The organism is Flagellimonas yonaguniensis, from assembly GCF_029193885.1.
GTDB classification, from domain to species: domain Bacteria; phylum Bacteroidota; class Bacteroidia; order Flavobacteriales; family Flavobacteriaceae; genus Flagellimonas; species Flagellimonas yonaguniensis.
In genome coordinates this window covers 123,205-143,601 of sequence record NZ_JARFVB010000006.1, presented here as the reverse complement: position 1 = coordinate 143,601, position 20,397 = coordinate 123,205, and the positions used below count along the sequence as shown (strand labels likewise).

14 protein-coding genes are annotated in these 20,397 nt (G+C 43.5%); 2 read left to right on the top strand and 12 right to left on the bottom strand.

Annotation, left to right across the window (positions count from 1 at the left end; translation table 11 throughout):
* Positions 1-50 precede the first annotated feature (50 nt).
* Positions 51-2,303, top strand: coding sequence for an acyl-CoA dehydrogenase family protein (locus PY092_RS11895; protein WP_275616028.1), 2,253 nt, complete (start codon positions 51-53; stop codon positions 2,301-2,303).
* A gap of 3 nt (positions 2,304-2,306) precedes the next feature.
* On the opposite strand, the gene PY092_RS11890 is transcribed toward PY092_RS11895, so the two are convergent.
* From PY092_RS11890 to PY092_RS11850, 9 genes are all read right to left on the bottom strand, one after another.
* Complete coding sequence (locus PY092_RS11890; RefSeq protein ID WP_275616027.1) at positions 2,307-3,131, bottom strand: GIN domain-containing protein; 825 nt, start codon at positions 3,129-3,131, stop codon at positions 2,307-2,309.
* Between the two features lie 121 nt (positions 3,132-3,252).
* Positions 3,253-5,076, bottom strand: a complete 1,824-nt coding sequence (locus PY092_RS11885) for a cytochrome c oxidase subunit I (RefSeq protein WP_127136528.1) — start codon at positions 5,074-5,076, stop codon at positions 3,253-3,255.
* Between the two features lie 37 nt (positions 5,077-5,113).
* Complete coding sequence (locus PY092_RS11880; RefSeq protein ID WP_275616026.1) at positions 5,114-6,220, bottom strand: cytochrome c oxidase subunit II; 1,107 nt, start codon at positions 6,218-6,220, stop codon at positions 5,114-5,116.
* A gap of 33 nt (positions 6,221-6,253) precedes the next feature.
* Positions 6,254-7,591 (bottom strand): quinol:cytochrome C oxidoreductase, encoded by a 1,338-nt coding sequence (locus tag PY092_RS11875; protein ID WP_275616025.1) that lies wholly within the window; start codon positions 7,589-7,591, stop codon positions 6,254-6,256.
* Positions 7,592-7,608: 17 nt separating this feature from the next.
* A complete protein-coding gene (locus tag PY092_RS11870; RefSeq protein ID WP_275616024.1) occupies positions 7,609-8,178 on the bottom strand; it encodes a c-type cytochrome in 570 nt (189 codons plus the stop codon).
* A gap of 4 nt (positions 8,179-8,182) precedes the next feature.
* The gene (locus PY092_RS11865) at positions 8,183-8,710 is read right to left on the bottom strand and encodes a DUF3341 domain-containing protein (protein ID WP_127136524.1); all 528 of its coding nucleotides are present in this window, start codon (positions 8,708-8,710) and stop codon (positions 8,183-8,185) included.
* Between the two features lie 2 nt (positions 8,711-8,712).
* Positions 8,713-10,431 (bottom strand): NrfD/PsrC family molybdoenzyme membrane anchor subunit, encoded by a 1,719-nt coding sequence (gene nrfD / locus PY092_RS11860; RefSeq protein ID WP_275616023.1) that lies wholly within the window; start codon positions 10,429-10,431, stop codon positions 8,713-8,715.
* 33 nt (positions 10,432-10,464) lie between these two features.
* Positions 10,465-13,587, bottom strand: a complete 3,123-nt coding sequence (locus PY092_RS11855; protein ID WP_275616022.1) for a TAT-variant-translocated molybdopterin oxidoreductase — start codon at positions 13,585-13,587, stop codon at positions 10,465-10,467.
* Between the two features lie 32 nt (positions 13,588-13,619).
* The gene (locus PY092_RS11850; RefSeq protein ID WP_275616021.1) at positions 13,620-14,990 is read right to left on the bottom strand and encodes a cytochrome c3 family protein; all 1,371 of its coding nucleotides are present in this window, start codon (positions 14,988-14,990) and stop codon (positions 13,620-13,622) included.
* A gap of 235 nt (positions 14,991-15,225) precedes the next feature.
* On the opposite strand from PY092_RS11850, the gene PY092_RS11845 reads away from it, so the two are divergent.
* Positions 15,226-15,603, top strand: a complete 378-nt coding sequence (locus tag PY092_RS11845) for an SPOR domain-containing protein (protein WP_275616020.1) — start codon at positions 15,226-15,228, stop codon at positions 15,601-15,603.
* Positions 15,604-15,652: 49 nt separating this feature from the next.
* Here the strand turns inward: PY092_RS11845 and infB are convergent, their stop codons facing one another.
* The 3 genes from infB to rimP are packed head-to-tail and all read right to left on the bottom strand — an operon-like array spanning position 15,653 to position 20,113.
* Positions 15,653-18,364 (bottom strand): translation initiation factor IF-2, encoded by a 2,712-nt coding sequence (gene infB / locus PY092_RS11840; protein WP_275616019.1) that lies wholly within the window; start codon positions 18,362-18,364, stop codon positions 15,653-15,655.
* 42 nt (positions 18,365-18,406) lie between these two features.
* Complete coding sequence (gene nusA, locus PY092_RS11835) at positions 18,407-19,639, bottom strand: transcription termination factor NusA (RefSeq protein WP_275616018.1); 1,233 nt, start codon at positions 19,637-19,639, stop codon at positions 18,407-18,409.
* A gap of 12 nt (positions 19,640-19,651) precedes the next feature.
* Positions 19,652-20,113, bottom strand: a complete 462-nt coding sequence (rimP, locus tag PY092_RS11830) for a ribosome assembly cofactor RimP (protein WP_275616017.1) — start codon at positions 20,111-20,113, stop codon at positions 19,652-19,654.
* Positions 20,114-20,397 lie beyond the last annotated feature (284 nt).

Below are 20,397 nucleotides of genomic sequence, written 5' to 3'. Positions count from 1 at the left end.
CTTCTAAACCTTAACTTAGGAAAGTCATAATCCCTTCAATTAAGTTCAATATGGTTGCGACAGACTATTCTGTAGGAATTCTTCAATACATTCCTTTTTTTTATGTGATTTGGTCAGATGATCTATTATCGGCCTCCGAGATTTCCGTGGTACAAAAAGTCATAGGACTTGATGCATCACTTGATAAAGACGAAAAAATTCAATTGCAGAGCTGGTTGAACAGGGACAATCCTCCACTTGATGATGAAATCAAAAATTGGAGACAGACCATCGCCAGTTCCCAAGTAAAATTGATCGAGAACGATACCTATCCGCTCACTTCACTCAGTCAACGATTGGTCAAAAGTGATGATTTGAACGAACAGCTCAAGCATATTGAAGTCCATTTGGGCATACAGCCCAACCATTACAATCATTTGTTCGATGTGGAAGTGGTCCATGAAAAAACTTCGGATGAATACGATGCCAAAAATCTGGATGAAATCCTAAAGGGAAAGCATTCCAAAGTGGTCGATGGGTTTCGAACGTTTTTGGACAAACCCGACTTTGCTTGGAAAACATTAAGGAACAAAGAAGAATTCCGAAATAAAATATTGAAACAAGTCCAGCTTTTGGGGGAGGCGGGATACGGTGCCATGGCCTACCCCAATGCATACGGAGGAACAGGAAACATGCCCGCTTATGCCGCCATTTTTGAACATCTTATGTTCGTGGATGGCAGTTTGGCGGTAAAATTTGGCGTACAGTTTGGCCTTTTTGGCGGAAGCATCCAAAAATTGGGCACAAAAAAGCACCATGACCAATATTTGACCGAAGCAGGGAAAACCAAATTATTGGGTTGTTTTGCCATGACTGAAACGGGGCATGGTTCCAATGTACGGGGCATCAAGACCACCGCTACCTATGAAAAATCTTCAGATTCCATCATTATACATACCCCTGGCAAAAACGATAATAAGGAATACATTGGGAACGCCCTGCATTCCAAAATAGCCACCGTTTTCGCACAATTGATCGTCAATGGTAAAAATGAGGGCGTACATGCCATTTTGGTTCCCCTAAGAAATGAAAACCACGAAACCCTGGACGGCATTACTGTTGAGGATAATGGTTACAAGTTGGGATTGAACGGAGTCGATAATGGTAAAATCTGGTTCAACAATGTAAAGGTTCCCAGGCAGAATCTGCTGGATAAATACGGAGAGATACGGGATGATGGTACTTACTTTTCCTCCATCAAAAATCCGAACAAGCGATTTTTCACTATGTTGGGCACTTTGGTCGGTGGACGTATCTGCGTGGCACGAGGTGCACTTGGCGGAAGCAAAATGGCCTTGTCCATTGCGGTAAAGTACGCTCTTAACCGAAGGCAGTTCAATGATAATGTAAAGATCCAGGAAGATCTGATCATGGACTATCCCACGCATCAACTAAGGCTCACCCCTGCTATTGCTGGGGCATATGTTTATCACTTTACCTTGGAGGAGATGATGAAGCGATACAGTGACGACCCACAATCTGACAAGAGGAAGATAGAGACCCAAGTAGCGGGTCTCAAGTCCATTATCACATGGTTTGCCAATGAAACCATTCAAGAATGCCGTGAAGCATGTGGCGGCAAGGGTTATTTATTGGAGAACAGAATTGCGGACCTTAAAGGCGATGTGGATATCTTCACCACCTTTGAAGGAGACAATACGGTATTGTTACAACTAGCGGCCAAGGGTATACTATCGGATTTTAGAGCGGAGTTCAATAGTGTAGGGTTTTCTTCGGTACTCAAGCTTTTGCAGACACAGATTTCGGACAAACTTGCGGCCATCAACCCCTTATATTCAAATAAGGTCGATGCGGAACACCTCTATAACCCAAAGTTTCATAAGCACGCCTTTGATTATCGCACCAGAAGACTCACTTATACCCTTGCCATGCGCATTCGCAACTACATAAAAAAAGGAATTCCCTCGTATCAGGCCTTTTTAAAGGTACAGACCCACTTGTTAGCTCTTGGGAAAGCGTACAGTGTGGAGCTGGCCTATCATATTTTTTGTGACCATTGCGAACAGATAATAGACCTAAAATACCGAGCATTGATGGAAAAAGTGGGTTGCCTTTATGCTCTTGATCAAATCAATTCGGATGCGAGATGGTATTTGGAGCAGGGCTATATTGGGAGTACAAAATCGAAGGCCATCCGTCAGCGGGTGGAACGTCTATCCACCGAACTGCGGCCACATATCGAGGTTTTGGTCGATGGTTTTGGTATTCCGGAGCATTGCCTTACGGCTCCTATTACAAAATAAACGTTACTCTTGTTTTTTGATGAGTTGGGAGGAATCCAAAAACTCTTCTATGGTAATCTTTGGGATTCCGTAGAGATAAATACTGGCATCTCCCGTGGAATGGATATTAATATCCCCAAATGCATACACCCTTGCATTGGCTTTTCCTGCCACGTTTAGTTGACAAGAATTTATTTGCATGGCTTCTCCCTTGTATTTGGCATAATCGAGCAAATTGGCATGCAACCTATCCGAAGTGCCTTCCATGGCCAAAGAGGAGTTCCCTTCCAAGTTCAGTGCCCCTGCATTTATTTGGGCATACACATAGGCTTGTGCCCTTTTATTGAGATTTACATTCAATGAATCGACCTCGACATGGAAATCGCCGCTACTGGTATCTTCCAGATTGATGTCCATTACCGCAGCATCTGCCTTGATGTTCAACTTCGTATTATTGAACCCATCCACGAACAGTTCATCGGATTCAATCACATCCTTGGAAACCATGGCTCCATTTTTAACTGTTATGGCTCCTAACTCTGTATAGTTTACGGTTATGACCAGTTCCTTTTTCCTGGTAATATCATAGTAAGAGCTTATGACCAATGTTCCGTCCTCCACTTCAAATTTCAACACATCGATGAGATTGTCATCGGCAGAAATATGATAGCTTGGGCCCAACGCCTTGTTCAAATTGATTTCTAGGTCATCGTTCAACACTATGGCATTAAATGGAGGAAGTTCTTCGCTTACTTGGGTCACAATCCGGCTGCCCTTGATCTTAGGCTTGCGCTGGGCAATAGACATTAGTGGGGACAGGACCAGTAACAGGATAAGTAACTTTTTCATGATGGTTCTCTTTTGCTGGGGAATTGCTTTTTAAAGATATACATTTCACTTCAAAATCCATTTCAACAAAAAAAGCCCATCCAAAAACGGACGGGCTCTTTCACTAATATAAATCTATTTCTTAATGGTTGAGTTCTTCTTCGTTCTCTTGAAGCGGAACATTTTGCGGAACAAAATCCTGTCCAGCGATAATGTACTCACCATTTTCGTAGGTTTTACTGTAATCGTATGCCCAACGGTAAACGTGTGGGATTTCTCCTGGCCAGTTCCCATGGATATGCTCTTGAGGAGTTGTCCATTCCAATGTATTGGAGCCCCATGGGTTAACAGGTCCTTTTTTACCGTAGAAGATACTGGAGATGAAGTTGTAAACGAATATCAACTGTGCCAAACCTGCTATGATTGCAAATACGGTCATCAACACCTGAACATTCGTCAACTCATCGAACATTGGGAAGGCCGTATTCTCATAGTAACGACGTGGCACCCCTGCCATTCCCACAAAGTGCATTGGGAAGAATACCCCATAGGCACAAACTGCGGTAATCCAGAAGTGGACGTAACCCAAGTTCTTGTTCATCATACGTCCTTGGAACATTTTCGGGAACCAGTGATAGATTCCTGCAAACATACCGTACAAGGCCGATATACCCATTACCAAGTGGAAGTGAGCTACCACAAAGTAGGTATCGTGTACGTTGATATCCAAAGTACTATCACCCAAAATGATACCTGTCAAACCACCTGTGATGAAGGTAGATACCAAGCCAATGGAGAACAACATCGCCGGGTTCAGTTGCAGGTTACCCTTCCAGAGTGTAGTGATATAGTTAAATGCTTTTACTGCTGATGGTATCGCGATCAAAAGGGTCGTGAATGTAAATACAGATCCCAAGAACGGGTTCATACCGGATACGAACATGTGGTGCCCCCATACGATAGTGGATAGGAATGCAATCGCCAAGATAGAGGCAACCATTGCCCTATATCCAAAAATTGGTTTTCTAGCGTTTGTGGACATTACTTCGGAAGTGATACCCAATGCCGGCAACAATACAATGTATACCTCAGGGTGTCCCAAGAACCAGAACAAGTGCTCGTACAATACGGGCGAACCTCCTTGGTAGTGCAATACTTCTCCTTGGATAAAGATATCCGACAGGAAGAACGATGTACCAAAACTTCTATCCATGATCAACAACAAAGCCGCTGACAACAATACCGGGAAGGAAACCACACCGATAATCGCAGTTACAAAGAATGCCCAAATAGTCAAAGGAAGACGGGTCATCGACATTCCTTTTGTCCTAAGGTTGATTACGGTTACGATGTAGTTCAAGGATCCCAACAAAGAGGATGCGATGAATATGGCCATGGACACCAACCAAAGTGTCATACCCATACCTGAACCTGGCTGTGCCATAGGAAGCGCACTCAATGGTGGATAGATGGTCCAACCTGCAGCTGCAGGTCCTGCTTCCACAAACAAGGAAATGATCATGATTACGGATGAAACAAAGAACATCCAGTAAGACAGCATGTTCATGAACCCGGATGCCATATCCCTAGCACCGATCTGCAATGGAATCAATAGGTTACTGAAGGTACCACTCAATCCCTGTGTCAACACAAAGAATACCATGAGCGTACCGTGAATGGTCACCAATGCCAAGTAGATATCGGCGTCCATTACACCATCTGGGGCCCATTTGCCCAATACAGCTTCAAAAATCCCAAAAGATTCTCCTGGCCATGCCAATTGCATTCTAAACAACAACGACATAGCAATACCAATGAATCCCATGATAAGACCTGTAATCAGATATTGCTTGGATATCATCTTATGGTCCTGACTGAAAATGTATTTTGTTACGAAGGTTTCCTTATGGTGATGTCCATGATCATCGTGGTGATCATCATGACTTACATGGGCTACTTCAGACATATTCCAATTGATTTTTTTCGTTATTCTCTTTTGTTAGTTATTCTACCGAAGCTGTTTCGTTAAATTCCACATCAGCAACTTCCATTGTGTTCGAGGCTTGAGCCGTTTCATCGACCATCACGGTTTCTTTGAACGTTTTCTGCTCGGCTATCCATTTATTGTACTCTTCTTCGGTTTCCACTATAATCTTCATCTGCATGTTATAGTGTGATTTTCCACATATTTTGTTGCACAACAATACATAATCGAACTCCCAAGGGTCTTTGGCATTTTCAGCACGTATCGCATTGGTTCTTTTTACCTTGTCAACGATATCAGGGTTTAAACGCATCTCCTCTGTGGTCACGGTAGGTGTGAACGAAAATTGAGTGATCATTCCAGGAACACAGTTCATCTGAGCTCTAAAGTGAGGCATGTAAGCAGAGTGCAATACATCTTGTGACCTCATTTTAAAGTTCACTTTTCTACCAACGGGCAAGTGCAATTCCTTTACAAGGATATCATCTTCAGCATTGGGATCGGATTCATCCAAACCTAGCACATTGGCATTGTTGATATCAATCAATCTAACATTGGCATTACCAAGAACGTTGTCATCTCCGGCGTACCTAGCAGTCCAATTAAATTGTTGGGCGTACAGTTCCACAACCAATGGGTCATCATCCTCGTTAACATCCATGATATTGGTCCAAGTATACAATCCCCAAAGAATCAAACCAGCCAAAACAATCACGGGAATAATGGTCCAGATAAACTCCAATCTGTCATTATCGGCGAAAAACAATGCCTTTCTTCCTTTTTGTCCCCTGTACTTGTAACCAAAGTAATGCAATAGGGCTTGGGTCACGGTTTGCACAAAGAATATGATCCCCATGGAAACCAACATCAATTGATCGTACTCTCCACCATGTTCAGATGCAGCTTCTGGCAATAATGCCTTTCCATATTTGGCAAAACTGAAAATGGTAATTCCATAAATGAAAATCAAGAACACGAACAACAGATAACCATTGTTTTTGTTGTCGGAATCGTTAGCTATCTCAGCTTTCTCTGTTTTAGTCTGCGATAGTTCAAAAATCTTGGTCATTTGCCAAATCGCAATTGCAACTAATACTAAAACAGCTAATGTTAATAATGCAGTCATCGTTTATCTATCTAAGACTTAAATCGTATTGTATTAATAATGAAAATGTCTACTCTCCTCAATGAACGGGTTTCGCTTGGGCTGTAAGGGCGCTTTTGTCAAAGCCGTGAACACCCAGTACACAAACAAACCTCCGAAGAACAAAATACCACCAATCTCTGGCAATCCAATGAACCATTGGTCACCAACCGTTGCAGGCATTATCATATTAAATATATCCAAATAGTGGCCAAATAGCACCACAATACCGGTCATGATAACAAACCAGTTGATTCTTTTGTAATCACTGTTCATAAGCACCAACAATGGGAATACAAAGTTCAAGGCCAACATACCGAAGAAAGGCAGTTTGTAATCCTGGAACCTTGCCACGTAGTAGGTTACTTCTTCAGGGATATCCGCATACCATATCAACATGAACTGGGAGAACCAAAGGTAGGTCCAGAAAATACTGATACCGAACATGAACTTGGCCAAATCATGGATATGGCTGTCATTTACTTGCTCCAAATATCCTTTTGATTTTAGGTAAACGGTTACCATGGCGATCACTGTGATACCTGAAACAAACATACTGGCAAATACGTACCATCCAAAAAGTGTACTGTACCAGTGCGGATCCACACTCATGATCCAGTCCCAAGACATCATGGATTCAGTTACCAAATAGAATACCAAGAAGCCTGCTGACCATCTAAAGTTCTTTACAAAGTTGCTGTTATCATCAGACTCATCTTGAGCCAAAGACAATTTTCTTGAATACTGACGGTAGAAAATCCATCCTCCCAAGAATATGGCAGCTCTAATCAAAAAGAAAGTTGGGTTCAAATACCCGGCTTTCCCTTGTAACAATTCATCGTGGGCCACAACTTCAGGGTCCATCCACACAAACATGTGGTTCATGTGCAATGCGGAAAGCAACAAAATCACGAATACAATGATTCCACCGGGAACCAAGTAGGCGGTAATCCCCTCCATAACCCTAAAAAGCAATGGGGACCATCCAGCCTGGGCAGCTCGTTGAATGGCATAAAAGGCCAAAACACCCAATGCAATCATAAAGAAAAAGAATGCAGCTACGTAAAGTGCGGACCAAGGACGGTTTTGCAACTGTTGCAACAAATGCTCATCGTGTGAAGAATCGTGTTCTTCCCCGTGTGCTTCGGATGCACCGTGACCCTGCTCTTCTCCATGGCTTTCGGCCACTGCTTCTGCATGCCCTCCTCCATGACCATCGTCATGTACCGCTACCATGGCCTTGGCTTCTTCCACAGTTGATGGGGCAGACATAAAACCAATTACAAGGAAAATAAATCCAAGCCCCATGGCTATGAAAGATCCTAGTCTAAGTTTGTTTGAAAAGGTATACATAGTTTCTTCTTATCCTATTATTTTGTTAGGTCTTCCTTTAACTTCATTACGTATTCGGACACTTGCCACATTTCTTTTTCATTGGCGAACTGGGAGGCATAGGAGCCCATGGAGTTCAATCCGTAATAAATAGTATGGTACGTAGTTCCTACAGTAATATTTCTAGCTGCATCATCGTAGCTGGGAACACCCAATATTTTTTCTCTTTTCACAAGATTTCCTTGTCCATCCCCTTTAGGTCCATGACAAACGGCGCAGTAAATCGCATATAGCTCTGCCCCTTTCACCAAGTTTTCTTCCTGATTCAGGGAATCCAATGGACTTGTGTTCAATCTTGCGAGTTCTTTTCCTTCTGGAGTGTTTTCAAACTCATAGGGCATGTATCCCCTGGAAATAGTTCCCTCTACCGGCAACAGGGCTTCTGTTCCGTCAGGAAACAATCCATTGTCAACGCCTTGATAGGTTTCATATCCTACAGGTTCGTACATGTTTGGCATGAATTGGTAGTTTGGACTGTTCTTGTCCGCGCAAGATGCTGCGAACAACACAAGAACCAAAACAACACTTATTTTACCTAATTGCTTCATATTATTAAGACTCCTTTTCTGTAACTTTTACTTCTACCGCTCCTGTTTCCCACAACAAGTCAGCAAGTTCATTTTCGTTGTCGTGCAAACCTATTTCCATCAAAAAGTGGTCATCGGTAGTACGTTTATCGGGGTTTTCCGCTTTTTTGAACGGCCACATTCTACTTCTAAGGTAAAAGGTAATCACCATCAAGTGGGCTGCGAAGAAAACCGTAAGTTCGAACATGATCGGAACAAAGGCCGGCATGTTCTCCAAGTAGCTGAAACTTGGTTTACCACCAATATCCTGCGGCCAATCCTCAATCATGATGAAGTTCATCATAACTATGGCAACGGTCAATCCTAAACATCCGTAAAGGAAAGAGGTAATAGCTATTCGGGTATCCGCCAATCCCATTGCCTTGTCCAAACCGTGAACAGGAAACGGAGTGTACACCTCCTCTATATGATGGTGCTCTGCCCTAACCTTTTTTACGGCATGCATCAACACATCGTCATCGTTGTAAAGTGCTTGTATAACTTTTGATGCCATAATTATTTATCTTCATTTAATTTTTTAGCCTGACCTGCCCAATCATCACGTTGTGCCCTTCCTGGAAAAGAACCTGTGATAGAATCCAGCAAATCGTATTCTTTTTCGGTCATTTTGCTCACCTGAGCGAAAGTATGGATTCCAATCTTGTTCAAAGCATCCTCCATTTGAGGGCCAATTCCTTTAACCTTTTTCAAGTCATCTGCAGTTTCAGTTTCGGAATCAAAAGTACCCAATGCTTCCAATAAGGTAGACACATGTTCTTCACTTGTCTCTACTTTTGGAGCCGTCTCAATTTTGGTTTTACCTTTGGAAGCAGGCATTTCATACAATGGCTTTCCAGCTTCCCTTAAGGTTTTGAACTTCTCACCAGAAGCCTTCAAAATGGATTTTACTTCCGCTTGTGCAATTACAGGGAATGTTCTAGAGTACAACAGGAACAACACGAAGAAGAACCCTATGGTCCCCACAAAGATTCCGATATCCACGAAGGTCGGGGAGAACATAGTCCAAGAAGACGGCAAGTAATCCCTATGCAATGAGGTTACAATGATCACAAAACGCTCGAACCACATACCTATGTTCACCACAATGGAAATAAAAAAGGAGAACATGATACTTGTACGCAATTTCTTGAACCACATGAACTGTGGAGAGAATACGTTACATGTCATCATGGACCAGTAAGCCCACCAGTAAGGTCCCGTGGCCCTGTTCAAGAAAGCATACTGCTCATACTCAACTCCTGAGTACCATGCAATGAACAGCTCCGTGATATAGGCACATCCCACGATGGAACCCGTAATCATGATCACGATGTTCATCAACTCAATGTGCTGTACTGTGATATACGCCTCAAGGCTGCACACTTTACGCATAATGATCAAAAGTGTGTTTACCATGGCAAATCCAGAGAAAATCGCACCCGCAACGAAGTACGGTGGAAAGATGGTGGTGTGCCATCCTGGAATTACCGACGTAGCAAAGTCAAAAGATACAATCGTGTGCACGGAAAGCACCAAAGGTGTGGCCAAACCAGCCAATACCAAGGAAACCTCCTCAAAACGCTGCCAATCTTTTGCGCGACCTGTCCAACCAAAGCTCAACAGGCTATAAATTTTCTTTTGGAATGGTTTTACCGCTCTGTCACGAATCATGGCGAAATCAGGCAGTAGCCCTGTCCACCAGAACACCAATGACACAGATAGGTAAGTCGAAATCGCAAACACGTCCCAAAGCAAGGGCGAGTTGAAATTTACCCAAAGCGAACCGAATTGGTTAGGGATGGGAAGTACCCAGTAACCCAACCAAGGACGACCCATGTGGATAATCGGGAACAAACCGGCCTGAACAACCGAGAAAATGGTCATCGCCTCTGCAGAACGGTTGATCGCCATTCTCCATTTTTGACGGAAAAGCAAGAGTACAGCTGAAATCAGTGTACCTGCGTGACCAATACCTACCCACCATACAAAGTTGGTAATATCCCAGGCCCAGTTAACGGTTCGGTTAAGTCCCCAAACCCCAATACCCGTGGAAACGGTATAAATGATACATCCTAAACCCCAGAGGAATGCCACCAATGCAATGGAAAATACAATCCACCATTGTTTGTTGGCCTTTCCCTCAACCGGACGGGCAATGTCAACTGATACATCGTGGTATCCTTTGTCTCCGACCACTAAGGGCTTTCGAATAGGTGCTTCGTAATGCGACGCCATAATTTATCTTCTAGTTACTTCTTTTTTTATTGATTAAGCCTCGTTGGTGTTTCTAACTTTCACATGGTAGAACACGTTTGGTTTGGTCCCCACATGCTCCAACAAATGGTACATTCTGTCATCTTCCTTCAACTCCGCTACCTTACTGTCATGGTCATTGATATCCCCGAACACCATAGCTCCACTGCTACAAGCTGCAGAACATGCTGTCTGGAACTCACCATCTTTGATGACTCTTCCATCTCTCTTGGCATCCAGAATGGTCTTTTGGGTCATTTGGATACACATGGAGCATTTCTCCATAACACCTCTTGAACGTACATTCACATCTGGGTTGATTACCATTTTACCCAAATCGTTGTTCATGTTAAAGTCGAACTCGTCATTGTTGTTGTACAAGAACCAGTTGAACCTACGAACTTTATACGGACAGTTGTTGGCACAATATCTTGTACCCACACAACGGTTGTATGCCATATGGTTTTGACCTTGTCTACCGTGCGATGTCGCAGCAACTGGACATACAGTCTCACAAGGTGCGTGGTTACAGTGCTGACACATTACAGGCTGGAATGCCACTTGCGGGTTGGCCGATGGATCTTCCATTTCGCCAAATCCTCCAAGAGCACCTTTATCTCCGAACAAACCTTCCATTCCCTCTTTCTTCTCGTTATCAAGCTCGAAAGTTTCCTCGGAAGAATAATATCTGTCAATTCGCAACCAGTGCATATCCCTAGAACGACGCATTTCGCGTTTTCCAACAACAGGAACGTTGTTCTCTGCATGACATGCTATAACACAAGCACCACAACCGGTACATGCATTCAAATCGATGGACAAGTTAAAGTGATGCCCAACGCTTCTATCAAATTCTTCCCAAAGATCCGCATCTGGAGAAGTCACAGGAATTTCCTGATGATTCAAGGTTACATGCGGCATTGGGTTCCACTCTGCGTGGGATTTGGTATTGAAGATTTCCAAGGTAGTTTCCTTGATGATATCCCCTCTACCCATTAATGTTTTATGGGATTGAATGCAAGCAAACTCATGCTCACCTCCTGCTTTCTCAACAGTCACGGACTGCACATCCGAGAAGTTGCTATACAAAGTATAGGCATTCACTCCTGTAGCCATCTCTTCTTGCATTCCGGCCTTCTTACCATAACCGAAAGACAGTCCCACAGTACCTACTGCCTGACCTGGCTGAACAATCACTGGAACACTTTCCAACACTGTTCCGTCCACAGTTAAGTTTACATAGCTTCCGTTTACACCTCCATCGGCCTCAATCGTATTTTCCAGACCCCAGCTTTCAGCATCCGCTTTGGAAACGGTTACATAGTTATCCCAAGATACCCTGGAAATCGGGTCGGGGAATTCCTGCAACCAAGGGTTGTTGGCCTGACGACCATCCCCCATTCCAACTTTGGAATAGAATACCAATTCGGTACCCGGACTTGTTGCATTTACCAATGAACGGATTGCAGAAGCAATCGGCACTATCCCAGACTGCTCTTCTTCAGCATCCGTCTGAACCGTTTCAACCTCGACAGCATCCATTACCATTGTTGGCGCTGCGAACACACCATCTTGCAAGGCTTTGTTCCAAGAACCACCCTGAAGAATGTCCGTACTCCAAGTTTCTTTGATGTATTCGTAATATGTTTTCTCGACGCCCATCCATGTCAAAAGGGCTGTTTGAAACTGTTTTGTATCAAACAACTCACGAATGGCGGGTTGCATCAAGCTATATTCTCCTTTTTTGAATTCGGCATCGCCCCAAGATTCCAAGTAATGTGAAGCCGCAGCCACATAACTAGAAGCTTGCGCAGTTTCATCATGGGTATAAGCAAAGTCAACAGACACATCCACCTGACCAAGTCCGGAAAGGAACTCATCTGCATTTGGCAATGTATAAGCCGGGTTAACACCATCCATGATCAATGCCCCAACACGACCTGCATTCATGTCAGCAATCAACTTGCTCACTTTGGCAGCATCGCCCTGACGTACATATTTCGGTTTTTCTGAATCAAAAGCCTCACTTGCCAACAATTTGTTGATGGCCAACACTACAGTTTGTGCGTTTTCATCATTCAAGCCACTAACAACAACTGCCTTGCTACCCGCTTTTTTGATTTCGGCCGCAACCTTATCAACAGCTTCATCCACATCGGAAGTACCTCCACCAACACTGCTACCATTCAATTTACCATACAATTTGGCAAGGGCAATCTTTTGTTGTGTAGGGGTCATCGGATATCTCTTGTCCGCATTGGCACCCGTCAAAGACATATTGGACTCCAACTGTACATGCCTGGACATTTTTCCGTTTTTGGGAACACGACCCTTGGCATAACCTGTATCGTATCCGCCCCCTTGCCAATCACCAAGAAAATCAGCCCCGAAAGAAACGATCAGTTCTGCTTTCTCAAAATCGTAATCGGCCAAGGCACGCTCGCCGTAGGCTTTATTATATGCATTCAATGCAGCATCTTCGGAAATGGCATCATAAACCACATGGCTTACATTGTCTCCGTAAGCCGCTTTAAACTCAGCTATTAATTTTGTGGTCGATGGACTGGCGTAAGTCTGGGTCAACAGCACCACTTGTTTGTTGGAACCTTTCAAAGCATTCAACTTCGCCTTCATGGTGGCATCCAACACTTTCCATTCCACAGGTTCTCCGTTGGCCATCGGCCCTTGAACCCTTTTGCTATCGTACAAAGTCAACACAGATGCCTGCACTCTTGCATTGGCACCACCGTTTACTTTTGCATCGGCATTGTTTTCAATTTTGATCGGCCTTCCTTCTCGGGTCTTTACCAAGATGCTGGCAAAATCAAATCCATCAGCGATTGTGGTCGCATAGTAGTTGGCAACACCGGGAACGATATTGTCCGGCTGAACCACATAGGGGATGGATTTGTGAACCGGGCCTTCACACGCCGCAACCGTAGCTGCTGCCGTACTGAAACCTACATATTTTAAGAAATCCCTACGGGATGTGTTAGAGGCGGACAAATTTTCCTTGTCGCCCAAAAATTCATCAACGGGAATCTCTTCGGTAAACTCGTTGTTTCTTAGCGCCTCAACAATGGAATCGTTCGGATTCAACTCCGCTTCACTTTTCCAGTATTTTTTGTTTGATGCCATACGATATATCTGAGATTATCTTCTTTTAATTCTTAATAGTGACACTTTCCACATTCCAGACCACCCATCATTGCTGCGGTCAATTCCTCTACACCATACTTTTTGGACAACTCCTCGTGGATTGCCTCATAATAGGCATTACCCTGCACCTTGACATTGGTCTCCCTATGACAGTTGATACACCATCCCATGGTCAATGGGGCGAATTGTTCCACAATTTCCATTTCTTCGATCGGACCGTGACAAGTCTGACATTCCACACCTGCAACAGAAACGTGCTGGGAGTGGTTGAAATAAGCAAAGTCTGGCAATTGATGGATTCTTACCCACTCCACTGGCTGTGTCTCGCCTGTGTAGCCTTGGTTTTCTTCATCCCATCCCACTGCCTTGTATAGTTTTTTGATTTCCCCAGTATAGAACTCATTGGTATGCCCTGCAGCTAAATCCTCTGCAGATGGCCCTTCTGGATTACCCGTGTATTCGTAGATTGATTTATGACAGTTCATACAAACGTTCAAGGAAGGAATCCCTGAAGTTTTGGACACCCTTGCAGAAGAGTGACAGTATTTACAGTCCACATTGTTATCACCAGCATGGATCTTGTGCGAGAAGTGAATGGGTTGAACCGGCGCATAACCTTGATCAACACCTACCTGCATCAAATATCCATAAGCGAAATAAGCACTGCCCAACAACAAGAAGACCACTGTCACCAAAACCAAGAACTGGTTCTGCACAAACGCCTTCCAAATGGGCAAACGCTTTTCTTTCTCCTTTTCAAGCACAACCCCATTGGCTTCTGCAATTCTGCGCAAGGTCTTGTTCACCAAAATCAACATGATGACCAAAAGACCGAACACCAAGGCCAAGGCCCCAAGAATCATCTCATTTGAAATACCGGAGGTTGAGCCTCCCGAACCTTCACCGCCAGCAGGTGTTGCCACAGCAGTTTGAGCAGGTGTGGAAGGCGGAGCGGCAGTATAGGCCAAAATATCATCGATATCCTCGTTGGACAATGTTGGAAAAGGCGTCATTGCCGCTTGATTGTACTCTGCGTAAATTTTGCCCGCATAGGCATCCCCGGAAGCAATTACCCCAGGACTGTTTTTTATCCATGCATAAATCCACTCCTTATCCAACCCTTCATCATCTGCCAACCTGGTTTCCACGTTGGCCAATGCCGGACCTGTCATCTTCCTATCCAAGGAGTGACATGCAGCACAGTTCTGATTAAAGAGTTGCTTCCCCTTTACAGGATCCCCTCCAGTTGCATCAGCAGTTTCTTCCGTGGCTACATCAGCAGCAGCCTCGGTTTCTTCCTGTGCATAAAAAGATGATGAGAATAATAGGAGAGTTAAACCTAAAACTTTAGAAAATAGATGGCGGTATAAAACCTTTTTCATATTCGTGAAATTTCTATCGAAATCTTTGGCATGATTCTTTCTATTGAGTTTGAGAGCAATAGCTTTTTACCCTACCAAGAATGGCAACAAAAGTAAGACATACAGTCATTTTTTGAAATCTTAAGGTATTCATAACACATAATTTATAAAGATTCTAAATAACTTGCGCTCGACTTGGTTAACCTTTAATAATCTACATTTGCATTAAGCATAAATCGTACAACATACAAATATCATGAAAACGGCTGTATTTACCGCAATTTTAATCGGGATTACCTCTCAAGTTTTGGCCCAAGATGGACAAGTGACCATTCAGCAAGACCCAAAAATCAACGAGTTGGTAAAATTGTATACCAAAGTAAATGCGAACACTGGATTTTATCAAATCCAAGTCGGTTTTGGCAACTACGAGAAGGCCCAGGACCTATTGAGCCAAGTAGAGATAGATTTTCCCGACTGGTATTCCAAAATAGAGTTTGAATCGCCCACATACCGCGTTAGACTTGGAAGGTTCAAAACCAAACTGGAAGCTGAAAGAAGGTACTTGGAGGTCCGAAAAAAATATCCGGACGCCATGCTCCTAAAGCCTGAGGAAAAAGAAATCAAATCATAAAAAAATCCCGCTCAAAAGGCGGGATTTTTTATTGGCATTATTTTTCGGTTTACAGTTTCTTCTTTACCGCAACCTCTTGGAAGGCTTCTACAATATCACCCTCCCTAATGTCATTATAGTTCTTGATCTGCAATCCACAATCATATCCTTTGGAGACTTCCTTGACATCGTCCTTGAATCGTTTTAAGGAAGCCAATTCCCCTGTATAGACCACAACACCATCCCTAATCAACCTAATTTGTGAGTTTCTGAAGATCTTACCACTGGTCACCATACAACCTGCAATGGTACCTACTTTGGAAATCTTAAAGGTTTCCCTGATTTCGGCATTACCGGTAATCTCTTCTTTCATCACTGGGGACAACATTCCCTCCATAGCATCTTTAAGGTCATTGATAGCATCATAAATGATGGAGTATGACCTGATATCGATTTCTTCTTTATCAGCAATGGACCTAGCATTACCCATAGGTCTTACATTAAATCCGATAATAATTGCATCTGAGGCACTTGCCAACAAGACATCGGACTCGGTAATGGCACCAACACCTTTATGTATGATGTTTACCTGAATCTCATCTGTGGATAATTTCTGGAACGAGTCGGTCAGGGCCTCCACAGAACCATCCACATCACCTTTAAGGATAATGTTAAGCTCTTGGAAGTCGCCCAATGCGATTCTTCGTCCAATTTCGTCCAATGTAATGTGACGCTGCGTTCTCACGGATTGTTCACGTTGCAATTGCGAGCGTTTTGCTGCTATCTGTTTTGCTTCACGCTCATCTTCCAATACATGGAACCTATCACCTGCCTGTGGCGCCCCATCCAATCCTAAAATGGATATCGGGGTGGATGGACCTGCGCTTTCTATACTATTTCCTCTTTCATCGTGCATTGCCTTGACCTTACCACTGCAAGTTCCTGCAAGCACATAATCCCCAATTTTCAAGGTACCTGTCTGCACAAGGATTGTGGCCACATAACCTCTTCCCTTATCCAAGAAAGCCTCAACGACTGCACCTGTAGCAAGTCTATCCGGATTAGCTTTTAGCTCAAGTAATTCAGCTTCCAACAACACTTTTTCCAACAACTCCTGAACGCCTTGACCAGTTTTGGCAGAAATGTCCTGAGATTGAACTTTTCCTCCCCAATCCTCGACCAAGAGATTCATTTGCGCCAATCCTTCTTTGATCTTATCAGGATTTGCCGTTGGCTTATCCACTTTGTTTATGGCAAATACAATAGGTACTCCTGCTGCTTGTGCGTGACTAATGGCCTCTTTTGTTTGAGGCATGATGTCATCATCCGCGGCAATTACGATAATGGCGATATCCGTTATCTGGGCACCACGGGCTCTCATCGCGGTAAACGCTTCGTGACCTGGTGTATCCAGGAATGTAATCTTTTGTCCATCTTCAAGCGAAACACCATAAGCTCCAATGTGCTGTGTAATTCCACCGCTCTCACCTGCAATTACGTTCTCTTGACGAACATAATCCAACAAGGATGTTTTACCATGGTCTACGTGACCCATTACTGTAACAATTGGTGCACGTGGTTCCAAATCTTCCGGAGCATCCTCGACCTCTTCTATGGTCTCCTCGATTTCAGCAGTAACAAACTCCACTTCGTAACCAAATTCATCTGCAACAATGGAAAGGGTTTCAGCATCAAGACGCTGGTTCAAGGTTACCATGATACCAAGGGACATACATGCAGAAATGATCTGCGTAGTGGAAACGTTCATCATGGTGGCAAGCTCATTAACGGTAACAAACTCGGTCACCTTCAAAATTTTGCTCTCCAACTCTTGTTGCTCAAGATCTTTCTCCGTTTGCTGACGGTGCTGATCCCGTTTTTCCCTACGATATTTGGCACCTCGGCCCTTATTGGATTTACCTTGAAGTTTTTCAAGGGTCTCCCTCACTTGTTTTTGTACTTCTTCCTCGGTAGGCTCCACTTTAGGCGCGGATGAACGCTGTCCTTTTCCTCGAGCACCTCCCCTATTATTTCGGCCTCCACCAGATTGCGGGCCGTTCTTAACTATTCTTCTACGGCGTTTTTTTCGCTCGCCGCCATCAGATGAACCTCCTTTATTGGGACCTTTATTGTCCTCTTTCTTCTTTTTGGCAGGTTTCTTAAATTGGGAAAGGTCAATTTTGTCCCCAGTGATCTTGGGACCGGAAAGTTTTTGATATTTGGTTTTTATGGTACCCGACTCTGTCGTCTCCTCTGTACTTTCCTTGACCTCCTCTTTTGCTTCTACCTCTTTCTTTTCTCCCTTAGGTTTGGTTTCAACTTTTGGCTTTTCCTCTTTTTCAACAACCTTTTCGGGCTCAGCTTTGGGCGTTTCGACTTCTTCTTTAGGCTTCTCTTCTTTTGCCTTTTCTGGTTTTTTATCCAAATCGATTTTACCAACGGTCTTAGGTCCGGAAAGTTCAGCTTTGGCTTTCACTACTTGCTGCTCCGCCTCCTTTTTCTCCTTGGCCAATCTGCGCTCCTCCTGTTCCTTTTCCATACGGATTCGGATAGCTTCTTTTTCTTTGCGCTTTTCCTCACCAACTTCCTTGGAAGCAACCTTTTTGCTCTTATCCGTTTGGAACTCATCCAACAGAACTTGATACACTTCATTGGATATTTTTGTGGTAGGACGTGCCTCTACCTCGTGCCCCTCCGAGGCCAGGTAATCGACTGCCCTATCCAGTGAAATGTTCAATTCTCTGAGAACTTTATTAAGTCGTATTGTTGGATTTTCTGCCATAAATAATTTTACTTGCCCTAAATTTTCGCTGCTAATATAAGCCTAATCTTCAAATTCTTCCTTGAGGATGCGAACGACCTCTTGGATTGTTTCTTCTTCCAAATCGGTTCGTTTTACCAAATCCTTCACATCTTGTTCCAAAACGCTACGTGCGGTGTCCAATCCAATCTTCTTGAGTTCTTCTATCACCCAGCTTTCGATTTCATCGGAAAACTCGGTCAACTCCACATCTTCCTCCACCCCTTCACGGAACACATCTATTTCATAACCAGTCAATTGACCGGCCAAACGAATGTTGTGCCCACCTCTACCAATGGCCTTGGAAACCTCCTCTGGCTTTAGGTATACTTGAGCTGTTTTTTTCTCATCGTTCAATTTGACGGATGTTACCCTTGCAGGACTCAACGCACGGGTCACCATTAATTGCGGATTGTTCGTCCAATTGATCACATCGATGTTTTCGTTGCCCAACTCACGAACAATTCCATGGATTCTTGAGCCCTTCATACCCACACAGGCACCTACGGGATCAATTCTATCATCATAGGAATCCACTGCGACCTTCGCTTTTTCCCCAGGAATACGAACTGCTTTCTTGATGGTGATCAAACCATCGAACACTTCCGGGATTTCCTGGAAAAACAATTGCTCCAAGAATTTTGGCGAAGTTCTTGACATAATGATCGCAGGCTTGTTTCCTTTGAGCTCCACGCTTTCAATAATACCACGAACGTTGTCCCCTTTGCGGAAAAAGTCAGACGGAATCTGCTTTTCTTTTGGAAGGATGATTTCATTTCCTTCATCATCCAACAAAATTACGGCACGGTGCCTAATATGGTGCACTTCAGCCGTATAAATCTCACCTTCCAAGTCTTTAAATTGCTTGTAGATGGTGGTATTGTCATGCTCATGGATCTTGGAGATCAAGTTTTGACGCAATGCCAAAATTGCCCTTCTGCCCAGATCGATCAATTTTACCTCTTCCGAAACATCCTCCCCAACTTCGAAATCGGGTTCGATTTTTCTAGCTTCGGACAAGGAAATTTCCTCATTCGGTTCTTCCACTTCACCATCTTCAACAACGATACGGTTTCTCCATATTTCCAAATCCCCTTTATCGGGGTTGATGATGATATCAAAATTGTCGTCAGAACCAAATTTTTTCTTGAGCGCACTTCGAAAGACTTCTTCCAAAATCGCCATAAGGGTCACCCTGTCAATAAACTTATCGTCCTTAAACTCCGAAAAGGATTCGATGAGCGCTAGGTTTTCCATTTTCTACTACAATTAAAATTTTAATTTCACTTTTGCTTCTTGAATGTCAGAAAAGGCGATTTCCTGCTTTTTCTGCACTGTAACTTTTCCTTTACCCACAGGTTTGGGCTCCCGTGCCTTCCACTCCAAGGTAATACTATTTGTCGAGGTTTCCACCAGTGTTCCTTCAAATTGCCCTACGCTGGTCTTGACCTGCAATTTTCTTCCTATATTCTTGTTGTACTGACGCGGCAATAGCAATGGCGATGTAGCTCCAGCGGATGTGACTTCCAAAGAGAAATCCTCTTCTTCACGATCAAGATTGTGCTCTATGGCCCTGCTAACGTCCATACAATCTTGCAAACTAATCCCTTGATCGCCGTCCAAAACCACTTTTATGCTGTTGTCGCCTCCCATTTTAAAATCGACCAAGAACAAGGATGGGTTTTCTTCCAAGGCCTTGTTCAACAACGATTCCACTTTTTCCTTCAACATAAGAAATCAGTAATAAAAGAGGGGACTCAAGGTCCCCTCATGAATACTTTTATATCCGTTCAGTGGCGCAAATATACGACATTTAATGCAGCATTTGCAACCCTGCACCACAATTATTCAAGCTAAGTGGTTATTTTCCAATATTTACCCATATTCCACCTATAATCCATTTACTACTATTTAAATCGAGGGGAAGCAAGTGCACAGAATTAAAAGATCTGTTCCCGAAATCCAACAAAAAACAAGGCTTAACATAGCAAATACCACATTTCACAACAAAAATT

Excerpts from the sequence above, each read along its gene's own strand:
- nusA (WP_275616018.1), bottom strand. The coding sequence starts at position 19,639 with ATGGAAAACCTAGCGCTCATCGAATCCTTTTCGGAGTTTAAGGACGAT.
- PY092_RS11895 (WP_275616028.1), top strand. The coding sequence starts at position 51 with ATGGTTGCGACAGACTATTCTGTAGGAATTCTTCAATACATTCCTTTT.
- PY092_RS11875 (WP_275616025.1), bottom strand. The coding sequence starts at position 7,591 with ATGTATACCTTTTCAAACAAACTTAGACTAGGATCTTTCATAGCCATG.
- PY092_RS11885 (WP_127136528.1), bottom strand. The coding sequence starts at position 5,076 with ATGTCTGAAGTAGCCCATGTAAGTCATGATGATCACCACGATGATCAT.
- PY092_RS11855 (WP_275616022.1), bottom strand. The coding sequence starts at position 13,587 with ATGGCATCAAACAAAAAATACTGGAAAAGTGAAGCGGAGTTGAATCCG.
- nrfD (WP_275616023.1), bottom strand. The coding sequence starts at position 10,431 with ATGGCGTCGCATTACGAAGCACCTATTCGAAAGCCCTTAGTGGTCGGA.
- PY092_RS11880 (WP_275616026.1), bottom strand. The coding sequence starts at position 6,220 with ATGACTGCATTATTAACATTAGCTGTTTTAGTATTAGTTGCAATTGCG.
- PY092_RS11845 (WP_275616020.1), top strand. The coding sequence starts at position 15,226 with ATGAAAACGGCTGTATTTACCGCAATTTTAATCGGGATTACCTCTCAA.
- PY092_RS11850 (WP_275616021.1), bottom strand. The coding sequence starts at position 14,990 with ATGAAAAAGGTTTTATACCGCCATCTATTTTCTAAAGTTTTAGGTTTA.
- PY092_RS11890 (WP_275616027.1), bottom strand. The coding sequence starts at position 3,131 with ATGAAAAAGTTACTTATCCTGTTACTGGTCCTGTCCCCACTAATGTCT.
- infB (WP_275616019.1), bottom strand. The coding sequence starts at position 18,364 with ATGGCAGAAAATCCAACAATACGACTTAATAAAGTTCTCAGAGAATTG.
- PY092_RS11870 (WP_275616024.1), bottom strand. The coding sequence starts at position 8,178 with ATGAAGCAATTAGGTAAAATAAGTGTTGTTTTGGTTCTTGTGTTGTTC.
- rimP (WP_275616017.1), bottom strand. The coding sequence starts at position 20,113 with ATGTTGAAGGAAAAAGTGGAATCGTTGTTGAACAAGGCCTTGGAAGAA.
- PY092_RS11865 (WP_127136524.1), bottom strand. The coding sequence starts at position 8,710 with ATGGCATCAAAAGTTATACAAGCACTTTACAACGATGACGATGTGTTG.